This is a genomic window from Serratia sp. EC4 (genome assembly GCF_059652115.1).
In genome coordinates, this window is record NZ_JBNIDE010000004.1 from 361,361 (window position 1) to 375,726 (window position 14,366).

Genomic DNA, 14,366 nt, shown 5'->3' on the forward strand with positions numbered 1-14,366 from the left:
CGGGGCTCAACTGGCCGAGCCCCGTCACCCTCACTCCGTTTTAAGCCCCCGCAGCAGCGCCTCCAGCGGGTACACCGCGGCAATCACCACTTCGTCGCGCGTCTGCGCCGCCGCATCCAGCCGGCGCTGCGCTTGTTCGGCCTCGGCTCGGCTCAGCGGTTTGCCCTGCTGATGGCGTTCCAGCAGCGTTAACCCTAATGCGGCCAGGGCATCCACGTCCTGCGCCACCGGCGCCAGATCGCGCAGCGTGCGGTTGCCCGCGATCGCCGTCCGCAGCGCCGCGCCGTTCGCCTGCCAGCGCTGCAGCCGTTCGCGCAGCGCCTGCGCCGCCGCCTTATCGCGCTTATCCTTCAGCAAGGCCGCGACCTGGGCATGCATGGCGCGCACCGCCTCGCTCTCCGGCGGCAGCGCATCGGCGAAGCGGTTCAGCGGTTCGAACTGGTGATAGTTGCCGGCCTGGAACTTCAGATGCTGGCGGGTGTAATAGTGCGCCGGTTCCACCGCCTCGGCCAGGATCTGCAGCGGCACGATCTGCACGCTGTTGCTCAGCCGGGTGAATTCGCGCGCCGTTTCCGCGTGCTGCTGCAGGCCGACCGACACCACCGACCAGGCGTCGATCGCCGCCAGCCGCCGGTACATGTTGTTCTCATCGGTGACGTCCTGCGCCGACCACAGCCGCTCCGCCACCGCAAAGGCGCGCGGCCACAGCTTAAGATCGATCAGCGGCGCGCGCACGTTTTCCGCCCACAGCGCCGCTTCCCCGCCGAGAATGTTGGCCTGCCCCTTCTCATCCGGTACCACCGGCATCTTGCCCGCCGGCGCCGCCGCCAGTTTGTCGCCCTGGGTGGGGTAACGCACGTTGCCGACCAACGTATAGCCGCTGAGCTTGTCCTGTTGCAGCGTAAACACCGGCCGTGTGTCGCCCATCCAGGTATCGACGCGGAACGTCACCTGCTGCGGCGTGCGCCAGACGATGTCGTGCACCGCGCGGCGCGACTTGCCGTTGAAATCGATAAAGCCGCGCCAGCCCTGCTTGCCCTCGATCAGCGTGAAGCTGCCCTCCACCGCGCTGCCCTTCAGGCGCGGCATGCTGAAACGCCAGCTTTGCGCCTGCTCGCCGGGCTGCACCGCCGTCTCGACCCCCAGCGGCTGCGGCAGAATTTCATTGCGGTAGTGATAGGCGGTGCTTTGTGGCTGATCGAGATAGAAACCGGTGGAGAGAATGCCCTGATAGCCGTCCTGCGCGCTGGCGCCCAGCGAGTCTTGCCCCTGCCAGGATTGAATAACGATCGAACGCGGCAGCAACGGGTGGTAGATCTCATCCCAGCCGACCATCTGCCGCTGGTGCTTTTCGAGGATCTTTTCCAGCTTCTGGTTGAAGTAGGCCTGCAGCGCATGGGTATCCGCCAGCCCGTTCTGCTGCATAAACGCCTGAATCGACGGCGACGCCCGCCACTGGCTGGCGTCCACTTCGTCGCCGCCGATGTGCAGATAAGGATCGGGGAAGATCGCCGCCAGCTCGCCGACGATCGTATCGACAAACTGATACACCTCGTCGCGGGTCGGATCGAGCGTCGGCTTATGCACGCCCCACTCGCGCTCCATCCGATACGGCCCCGGCGCGCTCATCAGGTTGGGATAGGCCACCGCGATGCTGGAGGCGTGCCCCGGCATGTCGATCTCCGGCACCACGCGAATGCCGCGCGCCGTGGCGTAAGCCACCACCTGCCGCATTTGCTCACGGGTGTAAAACAGGCCGTCGCTGGCCTGCTGCTGCAATTTGGGGTAATGCTCGGAGGCGAAGCGCCAGCCCTGATCGTCGGTCAGGTGCCAGTGGAATACGTTGAGCTTGGCCGCCGCCATGCCGTCGAGCTGGCGCAAAATGTCCGGCAGCGGCAGGAAATGGCGCGCCGAATCCAGCAGCACGCCGCGCCACGGAAAACGCGGCACGTCGCGAATATCCACCAGCGGCAGGAAGGTGTTTTGCCCGTCGGTCTGCAGCAGTTGCAGCAGGGTCTCCATGCCGCGCAGCGCGCCGAAGCGGGTGTTGGCGGTCAGCGTGGCGCCCTGCGGCGTGACCACCAGCCGGTAACTCTCATCGCTGCCCGGCAGCGGCTGCGCCGCCACCCGATCCTTGATCACCACCTTGATCGCCGCGCCGTTTGCTTCCTCCCTCGGCGCCAGCGTCCAGCCGGTCTGCAACTCGATGCGCTGGCGCCAGCGCGGCAGCGCGTCACCCAGTTCGTCACCCTGGAGGCTTAACGACAGCCGGTGATCCAAAATCAGTTTGCCCGCCGGTTGCGTCACTTCCACCTGCTGCGGCCAGGGCATCAGCGGCAGATCGCCAGCCGGCTGCGCCAGCGCGCCGCAAGAAAACCATAACGATGAAGCCAGTAGCGTATAACGGAAAGGTCTGTGCATCGGAAATTCCTCAGAGGAAAAAAACAAAATATCCCCAATGAATTTCAAACCACCGCTAGGCGGCAAGCGCCCGCATCCCCAGGTGCTTAGGTCTGCTAAGTCACTGGGGGGCGGGCGTACAGCCAACAACGCGGTGGCTTGAAAGGCGCAGGGGAAAACAGCCAACGCTGTAGATAAAGACTCAGCACAGAACAGATGTCCAACCGTTGCGGTGAAAAAGCGGACGGGATCACAGTTGCCCCCTCCCGGCCGGAGGGGGCGAACGAGTTATTGCCAGCCGTAGCGGCGCACGAACCAGCCTTTCACGCACTGGGTCAGCACCATGTAACCGGCGAGGATCAGCACCAGCCACGGGAAGTAGCCGAGCGGCAGCGCCTGCAACTGCAGGAAGCCGGCCAGCGGTGAGAACACCAGGCCGATGCCGGTGGCGATCACCGCCAGCGTCATGATGCACAGCGGCCAGGACGGGCGGCTCTGGATAAACGGAATTTTGCGCGTGCGGATCATGTGCACGATCAGCGTCTGCGACAGCAGCCCTTCCACGAACCAGCCGGACTGGAACAGCGTCTGCATTTCCGGCGTGTTGGCCTTGAATACCCACCACATCAGGCTGAAGGTCAGCACGTCGAAAATTGAACTGATCGGCCCAAAGAACACCATAAACCGCCCCAGATCGGCGGAGTTCCAGCGCTGCGGCTGAGTGATTTGATCGTCGTCGACGTTATCGAACGGGATGGCGATCTGCGAGATGTCGTACATCAGGTTCTGAATCAGCAGGTGCAGCGGCAGCATCGGCAGAAACGGCAGGAAGGCGCTGGCGATCAGCACGCTGAACACGTTGCCGAAGTTGGAGCTGGCGGTCATCTTGATGTATTTCAGCATGTTGGCGAAGGTGCGGCGCCCTTCGATCACCCCCTGCTCCAGCACCATCAGGCTTTTTTCCAGCAGGATGATGTCCGCCGCTTCCTTGGCGATGTCCACCGCCGAATCGACGGAGATGCCGATATCGGCCGCGCGCAGCGCCGGCGCGTCATTGATGCCGTCGCCCATAAAGCCCACCACGTGCCCCTGGCGGCGCAGCAGTTTGACGATGCGCTCTTTGTGCAGCGGCGTCAGCTTGGCGAACACCGTGGTGCGCGCCGCCGCCTGCGCCAGCTGCTCGTCGCCCATCTGCTCGATCTCGCTGCCGCGCAGCAGGTGATCGGCCTCGAGCCCGACGTCACGGCACACTTTGGCGGCCACCAGCTCGTTGTCGCCGGTGAGGATCTTCACCGTGACGCCGTTCTGTTTCAGCGCCGCCAGCGCCGGTGCGGTGCTTTCCTTCGGCGGATCGAGGAAGGCGACGTAGCCTTCGAGGATCAGATCCGACTCGTCCGCCACGCCGTATTCATGGGTTTGCGCCGGCAGGATCTTGTTGGCCACTGCTACCACCCGCAGCCCCTGTTGATTGAGATCGTCGGTGATGCGGCGAATGCGCGCCAGCAGCGCCTCGCTCAGCGGGATCACCTCGTCTTCGTGGCGCACGTGGCTGCAAATCGCCAGCATCTCTTCCAGCGCGCCCTTGCACACCAGCTCGTGATACTCGTTGTCTTTGGCCACCACCACCGACATGCGGCGGCGCACGAAGTCGAACGGGATCTCATCCACCTTGCGGTAGTTTTGCAGCGCCTCCGGCTGCCGGTTCTGCTCCGCGCAGCTCAGCACCGCCACGTCGAGCAGGTTTTTCAGCCCGGTCTGGTAGAAGCTGTTCAGCCAGGCGTAGCGCAGCACCCGCTCGCTGCCGGCGCCGAACGCATCGGTATGGCGCTCCAGCACGATCTTGTCCTGGGTCAGGGTGCCGGTCTTGTCGGTGCACAGAATGTCCATCGCGCCGAAGTTCTGGATGGCGTCCAGCCGTTTGACGATCACCTTCTGGCGCGACAGTTTCACCGCCCCTTTGGCCAGCGTCGAGGTGACGATCATCGGCAGCATCTCCGGCGTCAGCCCGACCGCCACCGACAGCGCGAACAGCGCCGCCTCCCACCAGTCGCCCTTGGTGTAGCCGTTGATCAGCAACACGATCGGCGTCATCACCAGCATAAAGCGGATCAGCAGCCAACTGACCTTGCTGATGCCGCTCTGGAAGGCGTTCGGCTGCTCATCCTGGCTGGTGACGCGCTGCGCCAACTGGCCGAAGTAGGTGCCGCCGCCGGTGCCGATCACCATCGCCAGCGCGGTGCCGCTGACCACGTTGGTGCCCATGAAGCACAGGTTCCGGCAGTCGAGCGGATCGGCCGCCAGCGCCTGCGGCGCCGCGGATTTCTCCACCGGCAGCGATTCGCCGGTCAGCGCCGCCTGGCTGATGAACAGATCCTTGGCCGACAGCAGCCGCAGATCCGCCGGGATCATGTCGCCGGCCGCCAGCTTGATGATGTCACCCGGCACCAGCTGCGCGATCGGCAGCTCCACGTGTTCGCTCTTGCCGGTGAGTGCGTCGCTGCGGATCACCGTGGCGGTGTTGCTCACCATCGCCTTCAGCGCATCGGCCGCCCGGTTGGAGCGCGCCTCCTGGATGAAGTTCAGCAACGTGGAGATCAGCACCATCAGCGCGATCACCAAGGCGCCAGTGAGATCCTCGGTAGCGTAAGAGATCATGCCGAGCGCGGTCAGCAGCAGGTTGAACGGGTTGCGGTAGCAGTGCCACAGGTGCTGCCACCAGGCCTCTTTCTGCTGATCGTCGATGACGTTCTCGCCACAGCGCCGGCGAACCTGTTCTGCCTCATGGGCGGTGATGCCTTCCGGGTGGCTGTGGAAACGCTCAAACAGCTGCATCGTCTCTGCGGCGGCGCATGCCAGCCGCTGCTGCGCCAGGCCGGCCGGCATATCGCGCGCAGCGCCGCTGACGCCGTCCAGCAGGCTGTCGCGGCGCACCAAACGGCGCGGGAGGCCGCGGGCGAACAGGCCCAGCAGCTGACGGGGGAGTTTTTTCAATTTCATGGTTCGCACCTCGTCGCCCGGTGCCTCACGGCAGCGGGTAAACGGGGATCGTCATCGGCCGGGCGGATGGCGGGTGCGCCAAAAAGCCTCTGCCAACGCAGATCCTTATTATTTTTTTCAGCAGCAGGAGCGAACGACGAAGCGCGCGCTACCGGTTACCGTGATGTACTTCACCGGTAAAACAGCAGCGCCAGGCGGAGAGGTTTTACCGGAGAACCGAGTGAGTGTCTAAAGCAGTCGGGTCGGGGTCCATATGGGGTATAACCTCCGGTAAAGGGAAAAACAGAGCGGCAGGAGCGGCCGTTCAGCGCAGTGCAACAATCCCGTTTTGCATCAAGATCCCCGTAGGAAAATGAGCTATGCTGACGGGCATTGTTTTACAGGCCGTTATGTTACGCCTGTCCACTTCAACGAAAAGTAAACCATGCAAAACCGGCTGACCATCAAGGACATCGCACGCCTGAGCGGCGTAGGCAAATCCACCGTCTCACGCGTGTTGAACAATGAAGGCAGCGTGAGCCCGCAAACCCGTGAACGGGTGGAAGCGGTGATCCGTCAGCAAGGGTTTACCCCCTCCAAGTCGGCGCGCGCCATGCGCGGCCAGAGCGACAAAGTGGTGGGCATCATCGTTTCTCGTCTCGATTCGCCGTCGGAGAACCAGGCGGTGCGCACCATGCTGCCGCTGCTGTACCAGCAGGGCTTCGATCCGATCGTGATGGAGAGCCAGTTCGAAACCCGCCTGGTGCAGGAGCATCTGCACGTACTGCATCAGCGCAACGTCGACGGCGTGATCCTGTTCGGCTTCACCGGCCTGACCGCGGCGATGCTCAAGCCGTGGCAGGAAAAAATGGTGGTGATGGTGCGCGAATACGACGGCTTCTCGTCCGTCTGCTATGACGACGCCGGCGCGGTGAACCTGTTGATGGATCGCCTGTATCAACAAGGGCATCGGCATATTGGCTATCTGGGGGTGCAGCTCAGCGACGCCACCACCGGCCAGCGCCGCTATCAGGCCTATCTCGACGCCTGTGAACGCCTCACGCTCACGCCGCGCGCCACGCTGGGCGAGCTGAGCTACCAGAGCGGTTTCCAGCACGCCGCCGAAGTGATCGATGCGCATACCAGCGCGCTGATCTGCGCCTCCGACAGCATCGCCCTGGGGGCGATCAAGTACCTGCAGCAGCAGCCGGCGCGCGCCATTCAAGTGTGCGCCATCGGCAACACCCCGCTGCTCAGCTTCCTGTTCCCCGACACCCTGTCGGTGGAGTTCGGCTACGGCAGCGCCGGCCTGCTGGCGGCGCAGCAGCTGCTGGCGCAGCTCAGCGGCGAACAGGGGATCCGCCGCTTGGTGGTGCCCAGCAAACTTTCCTGACGACCTGCTTAGAAGTTGACCATTTTTTGTCATTTTGTGATCCTCGCCCCAAACCGGGAACGTTCCCATTTCATTCAAAAAGCCGAGTGGCTAAGCTTTGATCATTACTCAGTCAACACCTCTGCAGGTATCCCATAATGAGCAAAGTAAAACAGCAGGATATTGATCGCCTGATTGTTTTGGTCGGCGGCCGCGAGAACATCGCCACCGTCAGCCATTGCATTACCCGGCTGCGTTTCGTCCTCAACGATCCCAACAAGGCGAAACCGAAAGAGATCGAAGCGCTGCCGATGGTCAAAGGGTGCTTCACCAACGCCGGGCAGTTCCAGGTGGTGATCGGCACCGACGTCGGCGACTACTATCAGGCGCTGATCGCCAGCACCGGCGTCAACGAGGCCGACAAGGAACAGGCCAAGGTGGCCGCGCGCCAGAACATGACCTGGACCGAGCGCACCATCTCCCACTTCGCCGAAATCTTCTTCCCGCTGCTGCCGGCGCTGATCAGCGGCGGTCTGATCCTCGGCTTCCGCAACGTGATCGGCGACATCCCGATGTCCGGCGGCCAAACGCTGGCGCAGATGCACCCGGCGTGGAAAACCGTTTACGACTTCCTGTGGCTGCTCGGTGAAGCGATCTTCATGTTCCTGCCAGTGGCCATCTGCTGGTCGACGGTGAAAAAGATGGGCGGCACGCCGGTGCTCGGCATCGTGCTGGGCGTCACCCTGGTGTCGCCGCAGCTGATGAACTCCTACCTGCTCGGCCAGCAAACGCCGGAAGTGTGGAACTTCGGCTGGTTCGTGATCCAGAAAGTGGGTTATCAGGCGCAGGTGATCCCGTCGATCCTGGCGGGCATGGCGCTGGGCTGGATCGAAACCCGGCTGAAAAAGATCGTCCCCGACTATCTCTATCTGGTGGTGGTGCCGGTGGTTTCGCTGCTGCTGGCGGTGTTCCTGGCGCACGCGCTGATCGGGCCGTTCGGCCGCATGATCGGCGACGGCGTCGCCTGGGCGGTGAAAGCGGTGATGACCGGCAGCTTTGCACCGGTGGGCGCCGCGCTGTTCGGCTTCCTGTATGCGCCGCTGGTGATCACCGGCGTGCACCAGACCACGCTGGCTATCGACATGCAGATGATCCAGAGCATGGGCGGCACCCCGGTGTGGCCGCTGATTGCGCTGTCCAACATCGCGCAGGCCTCGGCGGTGCTCGGCATCATCATCATCAGCCGCAAGGCCAACGAGCGTGAAATCTCGGTGCCGGCGGCGATCTCCGCCTACCTCGGCGTGACCGAACCGGCGATGTACGGCATCAACCTCAAATACCGCTTCCCGATGCTGTGCGCGATGATCGGCTCCGCGATCGCGGGCCTTATCTGCGGCCTGGACGGCGTGATGGCCAACGGCATCGGCGTCGGCGGCCTGCCGGGCATCCTGTCTATCAAGCCGCAGTTCTGGCTGATTTATTCGCTGGCGATTCTGGTGGCGATCGTCATCCCGCTGGTGCTGACCATCATGGTCTACAAACGCAAGGCCGCCCGCGGCGAGCTGCCGGTTTAATTGACGCAAAATACGCAACATGAATGTAGAGGCTGGAAATACCCTATAGCTTTCGAGCTGCAGCTAGGCGGCAAGGGTGCAACAAATCGGTCGGGAACCGATTTGAACAGCGCCTGCGCTGGCCCAAAGGGCGAGCCTCCGGACGAGGCTCGTAATCCCCAGGAGCTTACTCAAGTAAGTGACTGGGGTGCAGCGCCAGCAGCCAACAACGCTGCAGTTTGAAAGATGAAGGGTACGGGCCCGTTGTCACGATTCAAAGGTATACAGCTATGAGCAACCCAACCCCCTGGTGGCAGAACGGCGTCATCTACCAAATTTATCCGAAGAGTTTTCAGGACAGCACCGGCAACGGCTACGGCGATTTGGCCGGCGTGACCCGGCGGCTGGACTATCTACAGGAGCTGGGCGTCGACGCCATCTGGCTGACGCCGGTCTACGTATCGCCGCAGGTGGACAACGGCTATGACGTGGCGGACTACTGCGCCATCGATCCGGCTTACGGCACGATGGCGGACTTCGAGCAGCTGGTCGCCGCCGCCCACCAGCGCGGCATCCGCATCGTGATGGACATGGTGTTCAACCACACCTCGACCGAGCATCCGTGGTTCAAGGCCGCGCAGGATCGCCACAGCCCGTATCGTCAGTTCTACGTCTGGCGCGACGGCGAAGGCGATACGCCGCCGAACAACTGGCGCTCCAAGTTCGGCGGCAACGCCTGGCAGTGGCACGCCGACAGCGGCCAGTACTACCTGCACCTGTTCGCCGCCGAGCAGGCGGATCTCAACTGGGAACACCCGCCGGTGCGCGAAGAGTTGAAGAAAGTGTGTCAGTTCTGGGCGGATAAAGGCGTCGACGGCCTGCGCCTCGACGTGATCAACCTGGTGTCCAAACAGCAGGACTTCCCGTCCGACAGCCAGGGCGACGGCCGCCGCTTCTACACCGACGGCCCGCGCATTCACGAGTTCCTGCAGGAGATGAGCCGCGAGGTGTTTCAGCCGCGCGGCCTGATGACGGTGGGCGAGATGTCTTCCACCACGCTTGAGCATTGCCAGCAGTACGCGGCGCAGAGCGGCGAAGAGCTGTCGATGACCTTCAACTTCCACCACCTGAAGGTGGACTACGCCGGCGGCGAAAAATGGACGCGGGCGGCGCCGGATTACGTGGAACTGAAGCAGATCTTCCGCCACTGGCAGCAAGGGATGCATAACCGCGCCTGGAACGCGCTGTTCTGGTGTAACCACGATCAGCCGCGCATCGTGTCGCGCTTCGGCGATGAAGGCGCACTGCGGGCGCCGGCCGCCAAAATGCTGGCGATGGTGCTGCACGGCATGCAGGGCACGCCTTATATCTACCAGGGTGAAGAGATCGGCATGACCAACCCCGGCTTCCGCGCCATCGAGCAGTATCGCGACGTGGAAAGCCTGAACATGTACGCCGAACTGCGCGCCCAGGGCCGCAGCGACGCCGAACTGCTGGCAATCCTGGCCGACAAATCGCGCGACAACGGCCGTACGCCGATGCAATGGAGCGCCGCGCCGCACGCCGGCTTCACCACCGGCACGCCGTGGATCGGCTGCGCCGAGAACTACCCGCAGATCAACGCCGAAGCGGCGCTGGCCGACCTCGACTCGGTGTTTTACGCCTACCGCCAGCTGATCACCCTGCGCAAGCAGTATCCGCTGCTGACCCACGGCGACTATCAGGATCTGGCGCCGGAACACCCGGCGCTGTGGTGCTATCAGCGCAGCTGGAACGGCCAGCGCCTGCTGGTGGCGGCCAACCTGAGCCGCGAGCCACAGGCCTGGGCGGCGGAAGGCGTGGAAGCCTCCGCGCAGTGGCGCCCGCTGATGAGCAACTACAGCGACTCAGCGGATCAGCCGCAGGCGCTGACGCTGCGGCCGTTCGAAGCGGTGTGGTGGCTGCTCGAAGACTAACCCCACAGGGCGCGGCGAGCGCTGCGCCCTACCATTTCCCCAGCAGCGCCGCCACCCCGGCGGCCTCTTGCGTCAACTGCTCATCGCTCATGTCGCTCACGCCCTGCACCAGATGCGGCGGCAGGTAATCCATGCCGGTCAGGTTGGCCATGGCGTGGAACGGCAGCAGCAGATCCTGCACCGGATAACGGTTATACCCTTCCGCCGTATAGGCCTGCGCGTTGCCGCCGGTGCTCACCACCAGCTGCAGCGGCTTGCCATGCAGTTGGGTGCCTTCGCTGCCGTAGGCGAAACCGTAGGTTAATACCGCATCCTGCCATTCGCTGAGGATCGCCGGCGAGCTGTACCAATAAAACGGGAACAACATCACTACCGCATCATGGCTCTGCAGCAGTTCCTGCTCGCGCGCCACGTCGATGCGGTAATCCGGGTACGCGCGGATCAGTTCGTGAACGGTCACGTTTGGCAACGGACGCAGCGCCGCGATCAGCGCTTTGTTGATGCGTGACTCGTCGGGGGTGCGGTGGGCGGTTAACACTAAAATGCGTGACATAACGATTCCTCGGTCATAAGAAGATGAGGGCATTTTTCCATTTCCGCCGCTGCGGGTGTAGGCTGTTAGAGGTCACTTCAATTTCAACCGAAAGTATCAACCACGATGTCGCTGCCCTTTGACGTGCATCGCCTGTTGCCGGCCTTCCTCGCCGCCGCGCAGGCGCAAAATTTCTCCGCCGCCGCCCGCCAGCTGGGCGTGACGCCGGCGGCGGTCAGCAAAAACATCCGCGCGCTGGAAGAGAAGCTGGCGCTGCGGCTGTTTCAGCGCAACACCCACAACGTACTGCTGACTGACGAGGGCAAAGCGCTGCTGGCGCAGGTGGCGCCGCTGTGGCAGGCGTTGGCGGCGACGCTGGAAAGCGCCGGCGGCGAACGGCAGGCGCCTGCCGGAGTGGTACGCGTCACGATGATCCCCGGCTTCGGCCGCAGGATGCTGATGCCGTTGATCCCGCAATTTCTGGCGCGCTACCCGCAGATCGATCTCGATCTGTCGCTGGACGCCCGGGTGGTGAATCTGGTGGGCGAAGGTTTCGACGTCGGCATCGGCAGCCGGGTCGATCCCGACAGTCGGCTGGTGGCCCGCCCACTCTACCCGATGCATATGGTGCTGGCGGCGTCGCCCGACTATCTGGCGCGACGCGGTGAACCACAAACGCCGCACGATCTGCTGCGGCACGACTGCCTGCTGCACCGTAACCCGGCCAACGGCCGCCACGTCAAATGGCAGTTGCGCCATAAAGGCGAAACGCTGGCGCTGGATCTGAACGGCCGCCTGGTGGTCAGCCGCCCGGAGATGTTGCTGGATGCGGCGCTGGCCGGGCTGGGCATCGTCAACCTGGCGCACTGGTACGTAGAGAAACACTTCGAACAGGGCACGCTGCGGCCGGTGCTGGCGGAATGCTGGCCGCGCCCGGTGCAGCTGTGGCTCTATTACGCCTCGGCGGATCTGCCGCCGCGGGTGCGCGTTTGGGTCGATTTTCTGCTGGAACATTTTCGCGATCGGCCAACCGGCGATTGACGTCTGTTCAGCTTGCGCACGCTCTTCCGTTTTCCTTGTTCTACATCAAAAGAATCGCGCCAATATCTATATATAGTGCATTAAGAATTGCGAACACCTATATATAGTAGTTATCCACAAAATCATCCACACGCCGCCACAGCCCTTGCGCGCTGCGGCTTTGCCCTGTGGATAAGCGAAATTTGACGGTTGCTCGCCGCGTCAGGCGGGTATCAACGCTCCCTCGGGGAACAAGGAGTACAACGTGAAACCAGTAGTGATTAAGCGGGACGGTTGCCAGGTACCTTTTGACGAAGCGCGCATTGCGCAGGCCATCGAGCGCGCCGCGCTGGCGGTGGGCGTGGTCGACGCCGACTACTGCGCCACCGTCGCCCGCGTGGTCGCTCAGCGCATGGAGCAGCAGCCGCGCGTCGATATCCACGAGATCCAGCAGGCGGTGGAAAACCAGCTGATGGCCGGCGAATACAAACAGCTGGCGCGCACCTATATCGAATACCGCCACGATCGCGACGTGGCGCGCGAGCTGCGCGGCCGCCTGAACCAGGAAATTCGCGGCCTGGTCGAGCAGAGCAACCGCGCGCTGCTGAACGAGAACGCCAATAAAGACAGCAAGGTGATCCCCACCCAGCGCGACCTGCTGGCGGGCATCGTCGCCAAACACTACGCCAAACAGCACATCCTGCCGCGCGACGTGGTGCTGGCCCATGAACGCGGCGAAATTCACTACCACGATCTCGACTACTCGCCGTTCTTCCCGATGTTCAACTGCATGCTGATCGATCTGAAAGGCATGCTGACCAACGGCTTCAAGATGGGCAACGCCGAGATTGAGCCGCCGAAGTCGATCTCCACCGCCACCGCCGTGACCGCGCAGATCATCGCTCAGGTCGCCAGCCATATCTATGGCGGCACCACCATCAACCGCATCGATGAAATCCTGGCGCCATTCGTCGACGAGAGCTTCCGCAAACACCTGCAGGTGGCGGAAGAATGGCAGATCCCGGACGCCAAAGGCTATGCCATGGCGCGCACCGAGAAAGAGTGTTACGACGCCTTCCAGTCGCTGGAATACGAGGTCAACACCCTGCACACCGCCAACGGCCAGACGCCGTTCGTCACCTTCGGCTTCGGCCTCGGCACCAGCTGGGAATCGCGCCTGATCCAGCGCTCGATCCTGAAAAACCGCATCGCCGGGCTGGGCAAAAACCGCAAGACCGCCGTATTCCCCAAACTGGTGTTCGCCATCCGCGACGGCCTCAACCACCAGTACGGCGATCCGAACTACGACATCAAGCAACTGGCGCTGGAGTGCGCCAGCAAGCGCATGTACCCGGACATCCTCAACTACGATCAGGTGGTGAAGGTCACCGGCTCGTTCAAAACGCCGATGGGCTGCCGCAGCTTCCTCGGCACCTACGAGCAGGACGGCGAGCTGGTGCACGACGGCCGCAACAACATCGGCGTCATCAGCCTCAACCTGCCGCGCATCGCGCTGGAGGCGATGGGCGACGAGTCGCGCTTCTGGGCGCTGCTGGATCAGCGCCTACAGCTGGCGAAAAAGGCCTTGATGACGCGCATCGCCCGGCTGGAAGGCATCAAGGCGCGGGTGGCGCCAATCCTGTACATGGAAGGCGCCTGCGGCGTGCGGCTCAAGGCCGACGATAACATCGCCGACATCTTCAAGAATGGCCGCGCCTCGATTTCGCTGGGCTATATCGGCCTGCACGAGACCATCAACGCGCTGTTCGGCGGCGAAAACCACGTGTATGACGACGAGGCGCTGCGCGCCAAAGCAGTGGCGATCGTCGCGCGGCTGCGCGCCGCCGTCGACGCCTGGAAAGACGAGACCGGCTACGGCTTCAGCCTCTACAGCACGCCGAGCGAAAACCTGTGCGATCGCTTCTGCCGGCTGGACACCGCCGATTTCGGCGTGGTGCCGGGCGTCACCGATAAGGGCTATTACACCAACAGCTTCCACCTTGACGTGGAGAAGAAGGTCAATCCGTACGACAAGCTGGACTTCGAAGCGCCCTACCCGCCGTTGGCCAGCGGCGGCTTCATCTGCTATGGCGAGTACCCGAACCTGCAGCACAACCTGAAGGCGCTGGAAGACGTCTGGGACTACAGCTACACCCGGGTGCCTTACTACGGCACCAACACGCCGATCGACGAGTGCTACGAATGCGGCTTCACCGGTGAATTCTCCTGCACCAGCAAAGGCTTCACCTGCCCAAAATGCGGCAACCACGACTCGGCCAAGGTCTCGGTCACCCGCCGGGTGTGCGGCTATCTCGGCAGCCCCGATGCCCGGCCGTTCAACGCCGGCAAGCAGGAAGAGGTGAAACGCCGGGTGAAACACCTCGGCAACGGGCAGCTCGGCTGAAAAGCCGCCGCGCAACCAAAGTACCAGCCTGTTCATCAGGCGTGATTGTCGCAGCCGGTTTGCCTTCGGCCAGCGCGCACCAACCGGAGCGTACACGCAGTACGTGAGGATTGGCAGCACTGCCCGGAGGCAAAATGGCCAGTAAAATAGCCTG

The 14,366-nt window shown here is 63.2% G+C and carries 8 protein-coding genes; 5 read left to right on the forward strand and 3 right to left on the reverse strand.

Translation table 11 applies throughout. The features are described 5' to 3' along the window. Nucleotides 1–30: 30 nt before the first annotated feature. The gene (locus ACP39K_RS15160; protein WP_251684369.1) at nucleotides 31–2,421 is read right to left on the reverse strand and encodes a beta-N-acetylhexosaminidase; all 2,391 of its coding nucleotides are present in this window, start codon (nucleotides 2,419–2,421) and stop codon (nucleotides 31–33) included. A 267-nt stretch (nucleotides 2,422–2,688) separates the two neighbouring features. After that, nucleotides 2,689–5,397 (reverse strand): magnesium-translocating P-type ATPase, encoded by a 2,709-nt coding sequence (mgtA, locus tag ACP39K_RS15165; protein ID WP_497008630.1) that lies wholly within the window; start codon nucleotides 5,395–5,397, stop codon nucleotides 2,689–2,691. 424 nt (nucleotides 5,398–5,821) lie between these two features. Here mgtA and treR point away from each other — a divergent pair, with 424 nt between their 5' ends. The 3 genes from treR (at nucleotide 5,822) to treC (ending at nucleotide 10,256) form a co-directional block, all read left to right on the forward strand. Next, on the forward strand, nucleotides 5,822–6,769 hold the full coding sequence (gene treR, locus ACP39K_RS15170; protein WP_016929286.1) for a trehalose operon repressor TreR: 948 nt from the start codon (nucleotides 5,822–5,824) through the stop codon (nucleotides 6,767–6,769). Nucleotides 6,770–6,906: 137 nt separating this feature from the next. Next, nucleotides 6,907–8,322, forward strand: a complete 1,416-nt coding sequence (treB, locus tag ACP39K_RS15175; RefSeq protein ID WP_097102885.1) for a PTS trehalose transporter subunit IIBC — start codon at nucleotides 6,907–6,909, stop codon at nucleotides 8,320–8,322. Between the two features lie 269 nt (nucleotides 8,323–8,591). Continuing rightward, nucleotides 8,592–10,256: an alpha,alpha-phosphotrehalase gene (gene treC, locus ACP39K_RS15180; RefSeq protein WP_261267631.1), complete on the forward strand. Its 1,665-nt coding sequence runs from the start codon at nucleotides 8,592–8,594 to the stop codon at nucleotides 10,254–10,256. 28 nt (nucleotides 10,257–10,284) lie between these two features. Here treC and ACP39K_RS15185 read toward each other — a convergent pair whose 3' ends face one another. Continuing rightward, nucleotides 10,285–10,809, reverse strand: a complete 525-nt coding sequence (locus ACP39K_RS15185) for an NAD(P)H-dependent oxidoreductase (RefSeq protein ID WP_497008631.1) — start codon at nucleotides 10,807–10,809, stop codon at nucleotides 10,285–10,287. A 105-nt stretch (nucleotides 10,810–10,914) separates the two neighbouring features. Between ACP39K_RS15185 and ACP39K_RS15190 the strand changes: the two genes are divergently transcribed. Both ACP39K_RS15190 and nrdD read left to right on the forward strand, forming a co-directional pair. Beyond that, on the forward strand, nucleotides 10,915–11,829 hold the full coding sequence (locus tag ACP39K_RS15190; RefSeq protein ID WP_368908264.1) for a LysR family transcriptional regulator: 915 nt from the start codon (nucleotides 10,915–10,917) through the stop codon (nucleotides 11,827–11,829). 244 nt (nucleotides 11,830–12,073) lie between these two features. Beyond that, nucleotides 12,074–14,212 carry an anaerobic ribonucleoside-triphosphate reductase gene (nrdD, locus tag ACP39K_RS15195; protein ID WP_497008632.1) on the forward strand — a complete coding sequence of 713 codons (2,139 nt, stop codon included), beginning with the start codon at nucleotides 12,074–12,076 and terminating at the stop codon, nucleotides 14,210–14,212. Nucleotides 14,213–14,366: the final 154 nt, after the last annotated feature.

Excerpts from the sequence above, each read along its gene's own strand:
- ACP39K_RS15160 (WP_251684369.1), bottom strand. The coding sequence starts at position 2,421 with ATGCACAGACCTTTCCGTTATACGCTACTGGCTTCATCGTTATGGTTT.
- treR (WP_016929286.1), top strand. The coding sequence starts at position 5,822 with ATGCAAAACCGGCTGACCATCAAGGACATCGCACGCCTGAGCGGCGTA.
- ACP39K_RS15185 (WP_497008631.1), bottom strand. The coding sequence starts at position 10,809 with ATGTCACGCATTTTAGTGTTAACCGCCCACCGCACCCCCGACGAGTCA.
- treC (WP_261267631.1), top strand. The coding sequence starts at position 8,592 with ATGAGCAACCCAACCCCCTGGTGGCAGAACGGCGTCATCTACCAAATT.
- treB (WP_097102885.1), top strand. The coding sequence starts at position 6,907 with ATGAGCAAAGTAAAACAGCAGGATATTGATCGCCTGATTGTTTTGGTC.
- ACP39K_RS15190 (WP_368908264.1), top strand. The coding sequence starts at position 10,915 with ATGTCGCTGCCCTTTGACGTGCATCGCCTGTTGCCGGCCTTCCTCGCC.
- mgtA (WP_497008630.1), bottom strand. The coding sequence starts at position 5,397 with ATGAAATTGAAAAAACTCCCCCGTCAGCTGCTGGGCCTGTTCGCCCGC.